This window comes from Corynebacterium aurimucosum ATCC 700975, from assembly GCF_000022905.1.
In the GTDB taxonomy this organism is placed as follows: Bacteria; Actinomycetota; Actinomycetes; order Mycobacteriales; family Mycobacteriaceae; genus Corynebacterium; species Corynebacterium aurimucosum_F.
The window spans coordinates 975,421-989,026 of sequence record NC_012590.1 but is presented as its reverse complement, the minus strand read 5'-3'; the positions used below and the strand labels follow the sequence as shown (position 1 = coordinate 989,026).

The following is a 13,606-nucleotide window of genomic DNA, read 5'->3' as shown; positions in this document are numbered from 1 at the left end:
GAACCTTTCCTTTCAGTTCAAGATTGTTGTTTTAGGATTCAGTAGCTTTCGTGCTCTTGACAAAAGCACCAGTGGCAAAATCACGACCCCACCTCAAGAGAACCCCTTGACGGCGATCCTGATCAGCTTGGGTGGAGGTCCGAGCGCTGAGAATTCTGAGGTCTTGTGCGAATTGCCCATAGTCAAAGCCAATCTTTGCGCCGCGAAGCAGCGTGATGAGCGAGCGGATATGGATCAATCGGGATGCTTCATCGCGTGAAACGAGCATGGCATCGAAGCGGGGCTTTGTGGACTGCGATTCGCTCTGTGCAAAAAAGCGGCCACATGCACGGGCAAAGCTTTGGCCTTCAACGTGGGCGTCAGTCGTCGCACTTTGCATGTGAATGCCAAACATGACGAGGGCATGAAATGCTGCAGACTCCGACGCTGAAGGAGCGTTTCCTCTGCCGAGTTCCTTCTCGCTAAGAGGCGGATGAAGGATCAGCAGAACTTCCTCTAGAGCTAGAGGTTGGTCGTTGAGGGGCACGGAAGCATATTTGCGAAGTCTCGCAAGCGTTGCGCGTGCCTGTGCACTTTGCGAATGGTTTGGCGAGCGCAAGATAGCAAATTGAAGGTCGTTCGCAGTCCGAGCAACTGCTTGGCGCAAGGTTGGCCCTGTCGACGTGCTCGGGTAATCAGTGCTAGTTGAAGTGTTAGTCATCGGAGTCATCCTCGTGTGAGTTTCCAGAGGCACCTGTGCCTGGGATGGTGAGAGAAGTCGTCAACGGTAGGTCTTTATCGAGCCTTCGATGCAGTTGTCGGTAGAGCGAGCCGGCTGAAACTATTCGTCCCTTGCCGCTGTCTCCGGCGTCGACTTCTCTGCCCACGATGGCCTTTGTTCCAGCACCACGAAGAAGTTCGCGGGCATCACGAAGCACCTGTTCGCGGACCTGCTTTTGCCAATCAATCTGCCATTCCTCAGCGTTGTCAGAGATCAACCCTGTCATCCATGTCAGGAAGAGCGGTTCAAGACGAGCATAGAAACGGTCAGCAGTACTGCTTCCGAATTCATAGTCACCGCCAGCGGCGACGAGCAACTGACCGGCAAACCAGCCGAGGCTGATTGCAGCTTTGCCAGTTTTCTCAGCGGAGGTACGTACGGCATTGCGCACCTTGCGTCCAGTTTCATCGGCACGCAGTACGACGAGTGGCAAACCTATCGTGGCGATAAACGTCGAGGCCACGGACGACTCCTGCGGGCCGTACTCCATCGACACCAATGCGAGATCGAGAAGGCTCTTGTCCAAGTACCCATCCGCTTCGAGAGCCGCCAGGTTGGAGAGGTTCCTCGGCCGCTTAGGAGCTTTGTTCTTTCCGTTATCGAATCCGGGGTCATCCTCCAACGCGATCAATGCATCGAGCGCTCGCCACATTGTCCGCGTCGGGTCATAGGGGCGAGCATAATATGCAGGTGTCCCCTTCTTCGATTGATTCGGACTGTAGCGGTAAGGGGTCATGGGATCGCCCATGACGTTCTTTCCTGCATCTGGAATACGGTCGCCGTTAGATACCAATACTTGAACCGCACGGTCGCCTTCGAAAAAGAGACGAATACGCCGTGCCTGCCAAGTCGCGAGATCGACCGCACCGTGTGGGACGGCGCCTATGTCATCACTTGATCCCGGTCGCTGTGCTGCGGTGTCGGGTTCTCGTTCCCAGACGGGAGTATCCGCGCTCACAGCTCCTCCTTCTTGGGAATCCAAGACCGCTGACGGCGGGGTATTGAGAATCAGAGTCTCAAGAATCCCACCTTCGCCTAGGATAATCGTGCCGCCAGTGCGTCCGGTCCAACCGGTTCCGATGGGGTATCCCTTGCCTCCTTTGACGCGCGGGTCCCCTTCCGCTCCTGACTTAATGCCCGAGAAATCAAACGCCTGAGTGTGAATGAGCCACCGAGCCGCCTCATCAAGGGCTAGCGATTCTCGCCCTTCAGCTGTGCGCATGGTGAAGAAATCGTCGGCGGCTTCCGGAACAATGAACGATACTGGTCGGGTTGCTCCAGACTTCGTATGCAGGTCAGCGACTTGCATGAAGGGAGCACTTGGTGAAAGAAGATCAAACCGATCTTCGTAGCCATCGAGGTATTCAAGGACCACGTCGTCGCGCTTCTCATTCACAAGCTGCTCACGCAGCTCATCGAACCATTCCGGCCAATCGAAGTCTTCCCAGTTATCGTCCGCGTAGCTTTCTACAAGTTCTAGAGCATGTGCCCGCCAAAAAATAGCTAGCAGCACACGAAGCACCGCGTAATCCTGGGTTGGTGAGTCTCCAACGACTTTGTAAGCGTCACCGCGTCCAGAAAAGATATCGCGGATGCTCAAACTTACAGGCTGATTGGTACCATCCATGCACTTGATCCATGGCTCATCGAGAAGGTTAAACGTTGAGGTGTCAGTCATTCTTCTTTCACCTCCTTTCTTTGTCTTGTTGTGGGTTGTTGATTGTCGTAGAGGAGCCTCTGAGAGGAGGTGCCCTCAGAGTACAAAGGTCGATGGACATTCACTTTCTCCCGTCGCTAAGAATTTCGATTCCCAGCTTGGAGGAATAGGTCACGGTAAAGCGCCCAAGTTGTGCGGTGTCAGATTCGTCCAGCGGCAACGCCAGTTGTCCCCTCAATAGGAAGTGAGAACGCCATTGTGCCGGCGTAGCTTCTTCCAAAGTGCTGACAACCGCCTCGAAATCAGATTCCCACCTCGTCATACGGGTTGGCAGACGGACTGTGCTCGAAGCCAAATGGAACGCAACGTTGTAGGACAGCTCAGTGCCATCAAGTACTTCTTCTTCAACGCCCCACGGCTGATACCCGTACTCGGTACTCCTAATAGGAATGACTTCCACCGAAGGTTCGGCGTCTCGGACTTGAGCAGCTCCGCGTTCATCACCCGATGCTGCGTCATCGCTGATGAGTTGCGAGAAAAGAGCATCATAGCTGGTTCGTCTCCGAGGGCTAGGCAGTCGAAAAGTCGACGATTTCGAGTGCGCGCTATCTTCAGCAAACAGATTTTGCGCCTGAGCTTTCTCCCATACCTCGTCCCACTCCACCGGCGGCGTGAAGTTCTTGTCATAGGCTGCTCGGACAAGCCCCTCGATATCGTCGGGGCGATGAAAGACTTCTGGAAGCATCGCGTACGTCGATAGAAGAAGGGTTTGGCCGTAGATAAACTCGGCTCCCGAATCAAACTCAGGGACAGGTTGGCGCTTGAGGATCCCGCGGATTATCACTCGTGGCTGTTGTAGCTTTTCGGGCCGATCGGTGGCTGGGCGCGTATGGCGATGCAATCGTCCGATACGCTGAATAATGAGATCCATCGGTGCGATATCCGTGACGAGAACATCAGCATCAATATCGAGGCTTTGCTCCGCCACTTGGGTTGCGACCACAATCTTGCGCTGTGGACGCCCACTTCCCCGGTGAGAATCCGGTCCGAGTTCCTCGCGCAGTGCATCTTCTTTCGCTACGCGCTCCCATGCAACGAAACCGGCATGATGCAGCTGGACCTCGTCGCCATAAACGCCTTCTAGCACGCGATATGCCTCTTGTGCGCGGGCAATCGTATTGCAAATAATGAGCGCGCAGCCGCCTTTGTCGAGGTACTGCTCCGCAAATGTAACGAGCTTTTCCACATCATCGTCTAGGTACTCGATGCGCGCTTCTAAGTTCGTCGGCATTGGCGGTACCGAGTGAAACTCCACGGAATCCCGTGTTGCGAGTGTTAGCAGTGGATACCCAATAGGTTCCTCATCCGGCCAGGAAGCACAGGAGTATGCCTGCACCAGTGATCGTCGCTTGTCTGGCGGAAGCGTCGCTGACATGAGAATGACGCTGGCACCGTAATAACCAAGCCACTCAATGGTTCTTTGGAGGTAGTCACTGGTGTAAACATCAAAGGAGTGCACCTCATCGAAGATGATGACTTTTCCCGCCAGCCCCACGTGCCGCAGCATGTGAAAGCGCTGCTGCAACGCCATCATCAGAACTTGGTCCACGGTACCTACAACGAAATTGGACAACAGCCCTAGCCGCCGTCCAGACATCCACTGCGATGCAATGACTCCCCCACCTTCCCCGGAGTCTTTACCAATTTGCGAGAATTTCAGCTGCCGGTACGGCTCCGAAAGAACGTTCTTGGAGTGGGCAAGGTACATACTTTTCACCGAGTCAACGCTGTTGTTCGAAGCCCATTCGATCGTGCGCTCCAACAATCCGTTGGCCGTTGCCATGGTCGGCGCCGCGAAGAAAACTCCTTGCGCTGCACTGTTAGCCCCCAAGATTTCTGCGGCAGCAAGGGCTGCTTCAGTCTTCCCAACCCCAGTCTCGGCTTCAATAACAACAAGCGCTGGTCCTTCCAGCTGTTGCGCTGCCTCTACGACCGCACGCTGCACCGGCCGGGCACAATACTCCTCCGGCCAGTCAAACGAGCACCGGAAGTGAGCGTCGATATCCCGCCAGTCCCCTTTTTCAGGTTCCCAAGGCATCGTTACGTCGATAGCTGCGGCAGCTGCCTCGACCCGCTCAAGCTGCGTTCCACTCACGTGCAGCGTGAACGCGTGCTCATTAGAAGCCATCCAGTCCGCCATCACCACAAGCCCAGTGAGGATTTCCGCCACACCTTGATGCAGCTTGTTGCCACGCCCAACTATCTCAATCACCGAGTCAGCACCACAGAGTTCCGTCATCGCGTCGAGCAATTCTTTGTGCACGCGCTTCCACGATTCGGGGTACTCCTCAATAAGGGCGCGCACCTGTGTAGAAGGTTTATTCGCAATACCGTGATGGGCGTTAACCACTGCCGCCAATGCGTTAGCTTTTGGGAGGCGAACACCTCGCGCGCATAACCATTGCGAGAGGATTTCACCCGATGCAACGCCATGCGGGAGCTTGTCAAAGTTAGCCTCATCAACACTGAGGTCGATATCTAAACCTGCATCTGAGACGGCATGCACGAGATGGGCTTTATCACTTTCCAGGAGTAGACGCTGGAAAGTTTTTACGCTTTTTCCGATGTCATGACACCCCGCAAGCCACACATATAGCGACTCAACCCCTACCTCATCGATCCCCAGTTCTCCTGCAAGATAGCGCTTCACCGAAGCTGCTAACCAGGAGTTATACAAGAAAGAGGCGGCACATGCCGAGTCCACCATATGCTGCGGCAACGTCAAAAAATCCATGGCGTTACCGGATTTCGCCCACAAACTTTGAGCTTGCGGACTACGCTCGCGTGCCCAGCCATCAGCCCTAAGGCAAAAATCACGTGTCCGGTCCGGAATTAAACTTGAGTTCGGTCCCTGTCCAGCGGTCTTTTCCATGATCATCCTTCACAAGAAGTGGTTTAAGACGAGCATAGCATCTATAGCATTAGCAAGTTCATTGTTTTCTGAAAATTGTTCTTTAACAATCGCAATGTAGGCTTCATGACGGGCCATTTAACTTCCCTGCGCTGCTGGGATGAGCCCTTGCTGATGCTTAACACCATCACCTCCCCGCGTCAGCGGGGCTTTCTTTTATCTGGAACACCCAATCTGCGAGCGCTGGGCCCAGGTATCGTCTACGTTGTCAACATGGCCTCTCCCCTTGACTTCAAGCGCTTGGAGCTTGACTCCAACACACCCATCGGTCCTATCTTCCCCGCCAATGAGCGATGCGGAATCTACGTCATCGAGTTCGACAATGGCACCAAGTACGTGGGCCAATCCATCGACGTCGTCAAGCGGTTCAGAAACCACACGCATGGCTCCAACCATCATGAATCCTGGGGCGATGTCGTAGCACTATCATTTGCGCCCGCACCGTCTTTGGAGCTGGACATCCTTAAAAACAAGTAATCCAGAGCCAACTCTCTGCCGGTGTCTTACTCAGGAATCGCAGCGGTGTACTGGCCTCCGAAGGCCCCAGCCCGCTGGATTTAGTCGTAACCGTCACTGAGCAAAAGCACTGGGTTCTTGGGGATTGGGATCCTTTACCGCCTGACCACGCAGCTTTTGTTGCGGCTGCCGAAGCATCGGGACCAACAAAACTGGAAAAGAACACACCACCTGAAGTTGCTCAAGCCGTTATCAAAGACATCGCCTTCACCCTCGGGCACATCATCCCTGTCGCGCCAGAAACAGAGAAAACTTACTGGACGTTGTCGGACTATCCTTCAACCGCAGGTGGCCGATACGCCACCCTCAACACAGGGATACTCGAGTTTCTCGTGTTTCCACGAAACAATATTCTCGATCACATTCCGGACCTAGAACCAACATTCCGCGACAGCTTTACCCTGGGCACAGGATTCTTCAACCTGCTCCCCAGTGAAGGCATCGATTGGGATGCAGAACCTGACGCAATCTGGATCAGCAACTCTCCTCGTCATCTAGTCATGCATTATGAATACGAAGTCACGTCAGTCGAAGCGTTCTATTTCCCCATCGGCCAATTAGAGGAAACCTTCAAAGCCCTTGGACCAGAAGTGATCTCTGACGCTCGCAAATTCGCGGTCACCTTGATGCGCAACCGCCCGTCCAACCTCTTCCGCCGCTGGCACAGCTCGGCGCTCGTCGGCCGTGCCTACGAGAAAATCGTGAACGGTTAAGCCTTCGCCTCCGGCGTCGCATAGGGGCTGCGGGAGGAGTCCACTACCTGGCCCGCGTGGGCGGAGTGGGCGGTGGCGATTTGCTCGAAGACTAAGGCGGCGGGTTTGACGCGCACGTCGGGCTTTTCGCCCTTGTTGACCATGACGTACTGCCCCATCATTCCCTCGTCCTCATGCAGCAGCATGTGGCAGTGGTACATGTACGGGATGGTCTTGTCTGGGAAATGACCGAACTCCACTAACAGGCGTGCGGTGACCTTCGGTGGCAGGTTGACAATGTCCTTCCACCCGGAGTTGAAGACATCCATCTTCTCATCGCCGTCCCACTCCAGAACCTTGAAGCGGGCGTTGTGGATGTGGAAGTTGTGCGGCCAGTCAGAGTTCTCATTGGTCACGGTCCAGATTTCCGGGGCGTCGTGATCAATGACGGTATCCACGCGGGCCATGTCCATCTGCTCACCGTTGATCATGAAGGTGTTAAGCACGAACTCACGCTCTTCAAGCCCCTCCGTGGACGGGGTTTTCGCCGCGGCGGGGTCCAGCGTTTCCGGCAGGGCGGGTGGCTCCGGCGCGGACTCTTCCGGCCCGGAAATGGTGAGCAGGTCGAAGGAATCCTGGAAGCCGAAGTCGGCCGCATCCTTGTCCTTGGGCACCCCAAAATTATCCTTGCGCGGCACCGAGCGCAGCTGGACTTCCTTCCCGGGCTCCAGGTCCACGATGATTTCGGCACGCTCGCCGGGCCCGAGGAAGAGGGAGTCGACTTCCACGGGGGCATCGAGAAGCCCCGTGTCCGTGGCGATGACGTGGAAGGGTCCGTTGCTCAGCTCCAGCGTGTAGAAGCGCATCGAAGCACCGTTGAGCAGACGCAGGCGAACCCGGCGCGTGGTGGCGTCGAAGCGCGCATTGGTGATGCCGTTGACTAAAGGCGTAGTCCCCAGAAGCCCCAAGGTGTTATCGCTCTTTTCATCAATCTGCCCGTCATCGGTGAACTTGGCATCCATGATGACTACCGGGATGTCGTCCACGCCGTAATCCTGTGGCAGGTCCAGGCCATCGGCCACATCGTCATCAATGAGGAACATGCCCGCCAACCCGCGGTAGGCATGCGTGGCCGTGGCCATGTGCGGGTGCGGGTGGTACCACAGCGTGGCCGCGGGTTGGATGATCTCCCACTCGGGTTTCCAGGTCTTGCCCACCTCAATCGGCGAGTGCGGGCCGCCATCCGAATAGGCCGGTAGCTTCATGCCGTGCCAGTGCACCGTGGTCATCTCGATGAGGTCGTTGGTGATCTCCGCGCGGACTTTCTCACCGCGCCGAGCACGCAGTGTGGGGCCTAAGAAGGCGCCGTTGAAGCCCCACGTCCGCGTGCGGTCGTTGCCGGGGAGGATCTCCGAGTAGCCATCTTGGGCGGTGAGTTTGAATACGCGCGTGCCGTCGACGACCTCTCCTTCCTCCACGGGCGGGATAGGCAGGGCGCGCGGCTCGCTGTCGTAGCCCAGTGGCTCCGGCTGATTCTTCGACCCCGAGGTGGAGCAGGCGCTCAACCCCATCACTGCGGCCCCGGCAACAGTCAGCACGGAACCCTGGACGAAAATACGGCGAGACACTGTGGGGCGAGCGGAGATAGACATGCCTCCCAGGATAGAGATCAGGTGAACCTTAGACCCCGGATTGGAGCGAGCCGGGCTTAAGATCACAGTCATGGCTTCGCGTTCTGCAACCTCCCAAGGCTCCTCATCGTCCGAAGAGTCCGCCAATGCCCGCCGCTTCGTCTGGTCGAATGGCCTGCAGGGCGTGGGCGATCAACTGCTCTCCGGCAAGACGGTCCTGCCCTGGCTGTTTAGCGTGGCTGGGGTCCCAGCCTTCTTCACCGGCCTGCTGGTGCCCTTGCGTGAGTCCGGTTCCATGCTCCCGCAGGCGGCGCTGACCCCTTGGGTCGTGTCCAATCCAGCCCGCAAGCGCCTGTGGGTGCTGGGCTCGGTGGGTCAGGGCCTGTGCGCGGCGATTATCGCGGCGGCTGCCGGGCTTGTCGAAGGCCCCCTCCTCGGCCTCATCATCTGCCTCGCGCTTGCCGCGCTTGCCGTGCTGCGCGCGCTGTGTTCGCTGACCGGAAAGGACGTGCAAGGCCGCACTATCTCCAAGGGCCACCGCGGAGTGGTGACTGGTCGGGCCACGCAGCTCGGTGGCGCGGTCACCCTTATTACTGGCGTCATCCTCGCCGTACTAGGTGAGCTCCCGCGCTGGGGTTTGGCGGTGATGCTGGCCATCGGTGCGGCCACGTGGTTCTTGGCGGCAGCAGTCTTCCGCACCATCGAGGAGCCGGTGCCGGATGACGCCGGTCAGAAAGGCCTGAACCGCAGCTGGTGGACGGACACCTGGAAGCTGTACACCCAGGATTCCCGCTTCCGCAGCTTCGTCAACGTTCGTGCCTTGCTTTTGGTGTCCGCCCTGTCTACTTCTTTCATCGTGGTGCTTTCGCAGAGCATCGGCTCGCAGGCTTTGAGTGGGCTCGGTGGCTTCGTCTTGGCCTCGGGCTTGGCCAGTCTCGTGGGAGGCAGGGTATCCGGTGTGCTGTCGGATAAGTCTTCGCGCTTGGTCATGTCCTGGGGCGCGGCTACCGCGGCGATCATCCTGCTGGCCATCGTCGCCTGTGCCACCTGGGCGCCTACAGAGGTGAGCATGTGGGCACTGCCCCTCGGTTTCTTCCTGGTCAACCTGGCGCACACTGCCATTCGCGTGGCGCGCAAGACCTATGTGGTGGACATGGCCGGTGAAGATAAACGCACCCGCTACGTCGGGGCTGCGAACACCATGATGGGCGTCATTCTGTTGGTAATCGGTGGCATTTCCGCCGTGATCGCGCTGGCCGGACCCTCGGCGGCTATCCTGTTCCTGGCCTGCACTGGGCTGTTCGGAGCCTGGCGTGCCCGCGCACTTCCGGAGGTCTCACGCGAAAAATAGAACGCAGGCGTTATGATGAAAAAAGTAAGTCCTGACATCCCCAATCACAGGAGAAGCACACACTCGTGGCTGAAGTAACGAACTGCGCTGCCATCGTCCTTGCCGCAGGCGCAGGTACCCGCATGAAATCCTCAACCCAAAAGACGTTGCATGAGATTGGCGGGAGGTCACTTCTCGGCCACGCCCTCCACGCAGCCGCTGGCCTGAACCCGGAGCACCTCGTGGTCGTCGTGGGCCACCAGCGCGACCAGGTCTCCCCCGCCGTCGATGCCATCTCCGAGGAGCTAGACTGCGCGGTCTCCCAGGCCGTCCAGGAGGAGCAGAACGGTACCGGCCACGCCGTCCAGTGCGGCCTGAGTGCACTGCCTGAGTTCGATGGCACCGTCATCGTGACTAACGGTGACGTTCCCCTGCTGCGCCCGGAGACCCTGCGTCAGCTGCATGAGGCCCACACCGGCGAAGCTAACGCCGTGACTGTGCTGTCCATGACTCTGGAGGATCCCACCGGTTACGGCCGCGTGCTGCGCGCCGATGATGGATCTGTCACCGCCATCGTGGAGCAGAAGGATGCCTCTGAGGAGCAGCGAAAGGTGCGCGAGGTCAACTCCGGCGTCTTCGCATTCGATGGCGCCGTGCTTCGTGACGCCCTGACGAAGCTCAACTCCGATAACGCCCAGGGTGAGCTCTATATCACCGATGTACTGGAGATCGCCCGCGAGGCCGGCCACCGCGTCGGAGCGCACGTCGCTGCCGATCCGGAGGAGCTCTCCGGTGTCAACGACCGCGTGCAATTGGCCGCGGCCGGCCGCCTTCTCAACCGCCGCATGGTCGAGGAAGCCATGCGCGGCGGCACCACCATCGTTGATCCCGATACCACTTGGATCGGCGTCAACGTGACCATTGGCCAGGACGTTGTCATTCACCCCAATACCCAGCTGTGGGGTGCGACGACCATCGCCGATGGCGCCGAGGTTGGCCCCGACACCACCCTGACCAATATACAGGTCGGAGCAGGCGCCAGCGTGGTGCGCACGCACGGCTTCGACTCGGTCATTGGCAGCAATGCGCAGATTGGCCCGTTCACCTACATCCGCCCCGGCGTCATCGTGGGTGAAGAAGGCAAGCTGGGTGGCTTCGTCGAGGCGAAGAAGACCCAGATTGGCCGCGGTACCAAGGTTCCCCACCTGACCTATATCGGCGATGCCACCGTGGGTGACTACTCCAACATTGGTGCCTCCTCCGTCTTCGTCAACTATGACGGCGTAAATAAGCACCACACCACCATCGGCAGCCACGTGCGTACCGGTTCGGACACCATGTTCATCGCTCCCGTTACCGTCGGTGATGGCGCCTACTCTGGTGCGGGTACAGTAATTAAGGACGACGTTCCCCCGGGAGCGCTCGCGGTCTCCGGCGGCAAGCAGCGCAACATCGAAGGTTGGGTGCAAAAGAAGCGTCCGGGCACGCCGGCAGCAGAAGCCGCCGGCAAGGCACAGGACGCCAAGGCTAACGACCAGACCACTAACTAACGACAAGTAAAGGGATATCTACTGATGACTGGCAAGGTTACCGGCAGCAGCAAGAACATGATGCTCTTCACCGGGCGCGCTCACCCGGCGTTGGCTGAGGCTGTGGCCAAGGAGCTCAAGACCGATCTGGTTCCGACCACCGCCCGCGATTTCGCCAACGGTGAGATCTTCATTCGCTTCGAGGAGTCCGTCCGTGGTGCAGACTGCTTCGTGATGCAGTCCCACACCCAGCCGCTCAACAAGTGGCTGGTAGAGCAGCTCATCATGATTGACGCGCTCAAGCGCGGCTCCGCTAAGCGTATTACCGCCATCCTGCCCTTCTACCCGTACGCACGCCAGGACAAGAAGCACCTGGGCCGCGAGCCTATCTCCGCCCGCCTGGTGGCGGACCTGCTGGCTGCGGCCGGTGCCGACCGCATCGTGTCCGTGGACCTGCACACCGACCAGATTCAGGGCTTCTTCGATGGCCCGGTCGACCACATGCACGCGATGCCGATCCTGACCGACTACATCAAGTCCAAGTACCCGATGGACAACCTGGCCGTGGTCTCCCCCGACGCCGGCCGCGTGAAGGTGGCGGAGAAGTGGGCACACGAGCTTGGCGACGCCCCACTCTCCTTCGTTCACAAGACCCGCTCCAATACCGAGGCCAACAAAACGGTGTCCAACCGCGTCGTCGGTGACGTCGAGGGCAAGGACTGCATCCTGCTCGATGACATGATTGATACCGGCGGCACCATTGCCGGCGCTGTCCGCGTGCTCAAGGAAGCCGGCGCCAAGTCCGTGGTTATTGCATGTACCCACGGTGTCTTCTCCGACCCGGCCCGCGAGCGCCTGTCCGAGTGCGGTGCTGTCGAGGTCATCACCACCGATACCCTGCCGCAGTCCACCGAGGGCTGGGACAACCTCACGGTCCTATCCATTGCCCCGCTGCTGGCTCGCACCATCCACGAGATCTTCGAGAACGGTTCCGTGACCACCCTCTTCGAGACTCACTAGATTTGGTTCTGCGACAACGCTGCTGCTAAAATCTTGTGCGTCTCGGCGAGGGAGAAATCCGTTATCGACGCGATAGCACAAGTTAAGCAGTGAATCTTGTATTAAGCCTGCGATGACTCGTCCAAGACGTCCATCGGCAGGCTTTTGTCGTATCTATACGGTTTAAATGCCCTCGCCGCACCTAATACTTCAAGGAGATTTCACATGGCTAACACCCGTCCAGTTCTTAAGGCTGAGGTCCGTTCTGAGTTCGGCAAGGGCTTCGCTCGCCGTCTGCGCGCTGCAGGCAAGATCCCGGGCGTTGTCTACGGCCACGCCGTCGACGTTCTGCATTTCGCCGTTGACCGCCTGGAAATGACCGCACTGGTCCGTAACCACGGCGTCAACGCCGTGTTCGAGCTGGAGCTCGAGGGCGAGCAGCACCTGGTCATGGTCAAGCACATTGACCAGAACGTCCTGACCTTCAACATCGACCACATCGACCTGCTCTCCATTAAGCGTGGCGAGAAGGTTGAGGTCGAGGTTCCGGTTGTCCTCGAGGGCGAGCCGGCTCCGGGCCTCATGTTTATCCAGGATGCCGACGTCCTCCTGGTCGAGGCAGACGTGCTCAACATTCCGGAAGAGATCGTCGTGTCCATCGAGGGCCTCGAGGACGGCACCGTGGTCACCGCTGGCGAGGTTTCCCTGCCGGAGGGCACCACCCTTGCCGCCGAGGAAGACACCGTCATCGTCTCCATCTCCGAGCCGGAGGTTGATGAGGACGTCGAGGCTGCCGCTGAGGCTGCTGAGGAAGGTGGCGCTGAGGCTGGCGCCGAGTCCGCCGATGAGTCCGCTTCCGAGGAGAAGAAGGACGAGGAGTAAACCTCCCCTCACCTATCTAACGCACCGCGTCCGCCCCCAGCTTTCTGGGGACGGGCGCGGTTCGCCGTTTTCGCCCTTGCGCTGTTTAGAATGGGCAGCGTGACTTCTTCTCCCTTTCTCGTCGTTGGCCTAGGAAACCCCGGACCGAAGTACACCGGTACCCGCCACAACATCGGCTTTGACGTGGCTGATGAACTAGCCCACGAGCTGTTCGCTTCCTTTTCCGTTCATAAGAAGACAAACACGGATGTCGCCGAAGCGCGGCGTGGAGACGCCAAGGTGATCGTCGCCAAGCCGCGCAGCTTTATGAACCTGTCGGGCGGACCCATCAAGGCCCTCGCCCAATACTTCAACGTTCCACATGATCACATCATCGTTGTCCACGATGAGCTGGAGCTCGACTTTGCCACCATCAAACGACGCCTCGGCGGTGGGGACCATGGGCACAATGGCCTACGCTCCACCACAAAATCCCTGGGCACGAAGGACTATCAGCGACTTTCGGTGGGCATCGGCCGCCCACCTGGCCGCATGGATCCGGCTGCATTTGTGCTCAAACCGTGGAACAAACAGGAAGCCCAGGAGATTCCCATCATCTGCGCTGATGCGGTCGATGAGATTCTTCGCGCGTTAGACTAG

At 58.4% G+C, this 13,606-nt stretch carries 11 protein-coding genes; 7 read left to right on the top strand and 4 right to left on the bottom strand.

Features of this window, described 5'->3' with window-relative positions:
• Positions 1–31: 31 nt before the first annotated feature.
• From casB to CAURI_RS04735, 3 genes are all read right to left on the bottom strand, one after another.
• Positions 32–700, bottom strand: a complete 669-nt coding sequence (casB, locus tag CAURI_RS04745) for a type I-E CRISPR-associated protein Cse2/CasB (protein ID WP_041729458.1) — start codon at positions 698–700, stop codon at positions 32–34.
• On the bottom strand, positions 693–2,438 hold the full coding sequence (gene casA, locus CAURI_RS04740) for a type I-E CRISPR-associated protein Cse1/CasA (RefSeq protein WP_010187442.1): 1,746 nt from the start codon (positions 2,436–2,438) through the stop codon (positions 693–695). Before casA ends, casB begins: the two co-directional genes overlap by 8 nt.
• Before the next feature lie 100 nt (positions 2,439–2,538).
• Entirely contained in the window at positions 2,539–5,349 is a 2,811-nt protein-coding gene (locus CAURI_RS04735; protein ID WP_010187444.1) for a CRISPR-associated helicase/endonuclease Cas3, read from the bottom strand.
• 105 nt (positions 5,350–5,454) lie between these two features.
• Between CAURI_RS04735 and CAURI_RS04730 the strand changes: the two genes are divergently transcribed.
• Positions 5,455–5,865 (top strand): GIY-YIG nuclease family protein, encoded by a 411-nt coding sequence (locus CAURI_RS04730; protein WP_010187447.1) that lies wholly within the window; start codon positions 5,455–5,457, stop codon positions 5,863–5,865.
• A 371-nt stretch (positions 5,866–6,236) separates the two neighbouring features.
• Entirely contained in the window at positions 6,237–6,617 is a 381-nt protein-coding gene (locus CAURI_RS04725; RefSeq protein ID WP_010187449.1) for a hypothetical protein, read from the top strand.
• On the opposite strand, the gene CAURI_RS04720 is transcribed toward CAURI_RS04725, so the two are convergent.
• Positions 6,614–8,248 (bottom strand): multicopper oxidase family protein, encoded by a 1,635-nt coding sequence (locus CAURI_RS04720; protein WP_012714960.1) that lies wholly within the window; start codon positions 8,246–8,248, stop codon positions 6,614–6,616. The two genes, CAURI_RS04725 and CAURI_RS04720, sit on opposite strands and share 4 nt — an antisense overlap.
• Before the next feature lie 70 nt (positions 8,249–8,318).
• Between CAURI_RS04720 and CAURI_RS04715 the strand changes: the two genes are divergently transcribed.
• The 5 genes from CAURI_RS04715 (at position 8,319) to pth (ending at position 13,606) form a co-directional block, all read left to right on the top strand.
• Positions 8,319–9,578, top strand: a complete 1,260-nt coding sequence (locus CAURI_RS04715) for an MFS transporter (protein ID WP_010187454.1) — start codon at positions 8,319–8,321, stop codon at positions 9,576–9,578.
• Between the two features lie 65 nt (positions 9,579–9,643).
• Positions 9,644–11,107, top strand: a complete 1,464-nt coding sequence (glmU, locus tag CAURI_RS04710) for a bifunctional UDP-N-acetylglucosamine diphosphorylase/glucosamine-1-phosphate N-acetyltransferase GlmU (protein WP_010187466.1) — start codon at positions 9,644–9,646, stop codon at positions 11,105–11,107.
• Between the two features lie 24 nt (positions 11,108–11,131).
• A complete protein-coding gene (locus CAURI_RS04705; RefSeq protein WP_010187468.1) occupies positions 11,132–12,106 on the top strand; it encodes a ribose-phosphate diphosphokinase in 975 nt (324 codons plus the stop codon).
• A gap of 204 nt (positions 12,107–12,310) precedes the next feature.
• The gene (locus CAURI_RS04700) at positions 12,311–12,967 is read left to right on the top strand and encodes a 50S ribosomal protein L25/general stress protein Ctc (protein ID WP_010187470.1); all 657 of its coding nucleotides are present in this window, start codon (positions 12,311–12,313) and stop codon (positions 12,965–12,967) included.
• Between the two features lie 90 nt (positions 12,968–13,057).
• Positions 13,058–13,606, top strand: coding sequence for an aminoacyl-tRNA hydrolase (pth, locus tag CAURI_RS04695; RefSeq protein ID WP_012714959.1), 549 nt, complete (start codon positions 13,058–13,060; stop codon positions 13,604–13,606).

What these genes read in the sequence shown, in the direction of transcription:
- casB (WP_041729458.1), bottom strand. Translation starts at nt 700, where the DNA reads ATGACTAACACTTCAACTAGCACTGATTACCCGAGCACGTCGACAGGG.
- casA (WP_010187442.1), bottom strand. Translation starts at nt 2,438, where the DNA reads ATGACTGACACCTCAACGTTTAACCTTCTCGATGAGCCATGGATCAAG.
- CAURI_RS04735 (WP_010187444.1), bottom strand. Translation starts at nt 5,349, where the DNA reads ATGGAAAAGACCGCTGGACAGGGACCGAACTCAAGTTTAATTCCGGAC.
- CAURI_RS04730 (WP_010187447.1), top strand. Translation starts at nt 5,455, where the DNA reads ATGACGGGCCATTTAACTTCCCTGCGCTGCTGGGATGAGCCCTTGCTG.
- CAURI_RS04720 (WP_012714960.1), bottom strand. Translation starts at nt 8,248, where the DNA reads ATGTCTATCTCCGCTCGCCCCACAGTGTCTCGCCGTATTTTCGTCCAG.
- CAURI_RS04715 (WP_010187454.1), top strand. Translation starts at nt 8,319, where the DNA reads ATGGCTTCGCGTTCTGCAACCTCCCAAGGCTCCTCATCGTCCGAAGAG.
- CAURI_RS04705 (WP_010187468.1), top strand. Translation starts at nt 11,132, where the DNA reads ATGACTGGCAAGGTTACCGGCAGCAGCAAGAACATGATGCTCTTCACC.
- CAURI_RS04700 (WP_010187470.1), top strand. Translation starts at nt 12,311, where the DNA reads ATGGCTAACACCCGTCCAGTTCTTAAGGCTGAGGTCCGTTCTGAGTTC.
- pth (WP_012714959.1), top strand. Translation starts at nt 13,058, where the DNA reads ATGGGCAGCGTGACTTCTTCTCCCTTTCTCGTCGTTGGCCTAGGAAAC.